At 68.0% G+C, this 1,321-nt stretch carries 1 protein-coding gene; it reads left to right on the top strand.

Annotated features, from left to right (window positions below):
- Window positions 1-185 precede the first annotated feature (185 nt).
- Window positions 186-1,073 (top strand): SAM-dependent methyltransferase, encoded by an 888-nt coding sequence (locus IWX63_RS16600; RefSeq protein ID WP_199279252.1) that lies wholly within the window; start codon window positions 186-188, stop codon window positions 1,071-1,073.
- The last annotated feature ends 248 nt before the right edge of the window (window positions 1,074-1,321 follow it).

The raw sequence follows: 1,321 nt of genomic DNA, 5'->3' as shown, positions 1-1,321 counted from the left end.
GGAGAGTAGGACACCGCCGGACAACCATTACAGGCAAGAGGCCCCACCACGGTGGGGCCTCTTCCCCGTTAACCACCCCACCCACCCGCGGCCCGGGGCCGTGAAGGACCTGGGCCGATATCGGTACTCGCGGGTCCCGAGCCGATACCTTCTGATGGCGTGGAACCGGGCTGTAGGGTGATGGCGTGATCGTCCCCGATATCTCCCAGAACGCCGTGGCCGTTGCGGATCATTACGACGAGCTCGACCCGATCTACCGTCGTGTGTGGGGGGAGCATGTCCACCATGGCCTGTGGGCGACGGGTCGGGAGACGCCCACCGAGGCCGTCGAGGCACTGGTCGACACGGTGGGCGACCGGCTGGGCCTTGTGCCCGGCGAGGCGTGCGTCGACATCGGCTGCGGCTATGGTTCGACTGCACGGCGTCTCGCAGAGACACGCGGGGTTCGCGTGGACGGCTTCACGCTCTCCGCTGAACAGGCCCACTACGCCTCCGCACATCCCGTGGCCGCAGTGGACATCCATCTCGGTGACTGGCTCGTCAACGGGCTGCCCGATGCCTCGGCCGATGCTGCCTGGGCGATCGAGTCGAGCGAGCACATGGTCGACAAGCCCCGGTTCTTCGCCGAGGCGCATCGCGTGCTGTCGCCGGGCGGCCGTCTCGTCGTCTGTGCGTGGCTCGCCGAGACCGATGCCAGCGGTTGGAAGGTCCGCCACCTGCTCGAGCCCATCTGCCGTGAAGGGCGCCTGCCCTCGATGGGCACGCGGCAGGAGTATGAGGCGATGGCACTGGCGGCGGGGTTCTCGATCACCGGCTATGAGGACGTCAGCCGCCGGGTTGCGCGCACATGGACGATCTGCGCCCGTCGGCTCGTGAAGGTCCTGCTCGTCGATCGTGACGCGCGTCGCCTCGCTCTTGGCGCACGCAATCGCGTCTTCGTCCTGAGCATCCCCCGCCTGATCCTCGCCTACCGCACCGGTGCGATGCGCTACGGGATCCTGACGCTGTCGAAGGCGACCGAGAACGGGGCTCTAGGCGATCCCGGCACAACGCGGCACCAGGACCCGATCTGACCGCCGGCGCCTCCAGGGTCGGACTCTGAAGAACCGGAAGAACAGGAAGAACAGGACGAGGGGACGGGTGCCGAGGCCCGCCATACCCTCGGGTGCCCGAGGTGAACCGTTCCCCACCGGGCACCCTCGCTGCTGTGCAGCGGGGACATAAGGGGCCCTTCGCAGTTGAGCGTGGGTAGGGCGGTCAGGGGCTGACTCGGTAGGGTTGGCTGCTGTTGGTGCGGCGTGGTGCGGCGGGAATGAGGTCA

This window comes from Arthrobacter sp. CAN_A2, from assembly GCF_015752045.1.
GTDB lineage: Bacteria > Actinomycetota > Actinomycetes > Actinomycetales > Micrococcaceae > Arthrobacter_D.
This window is presented reverse-complemented; position numbering and strand designations above follow the sequence as displayed.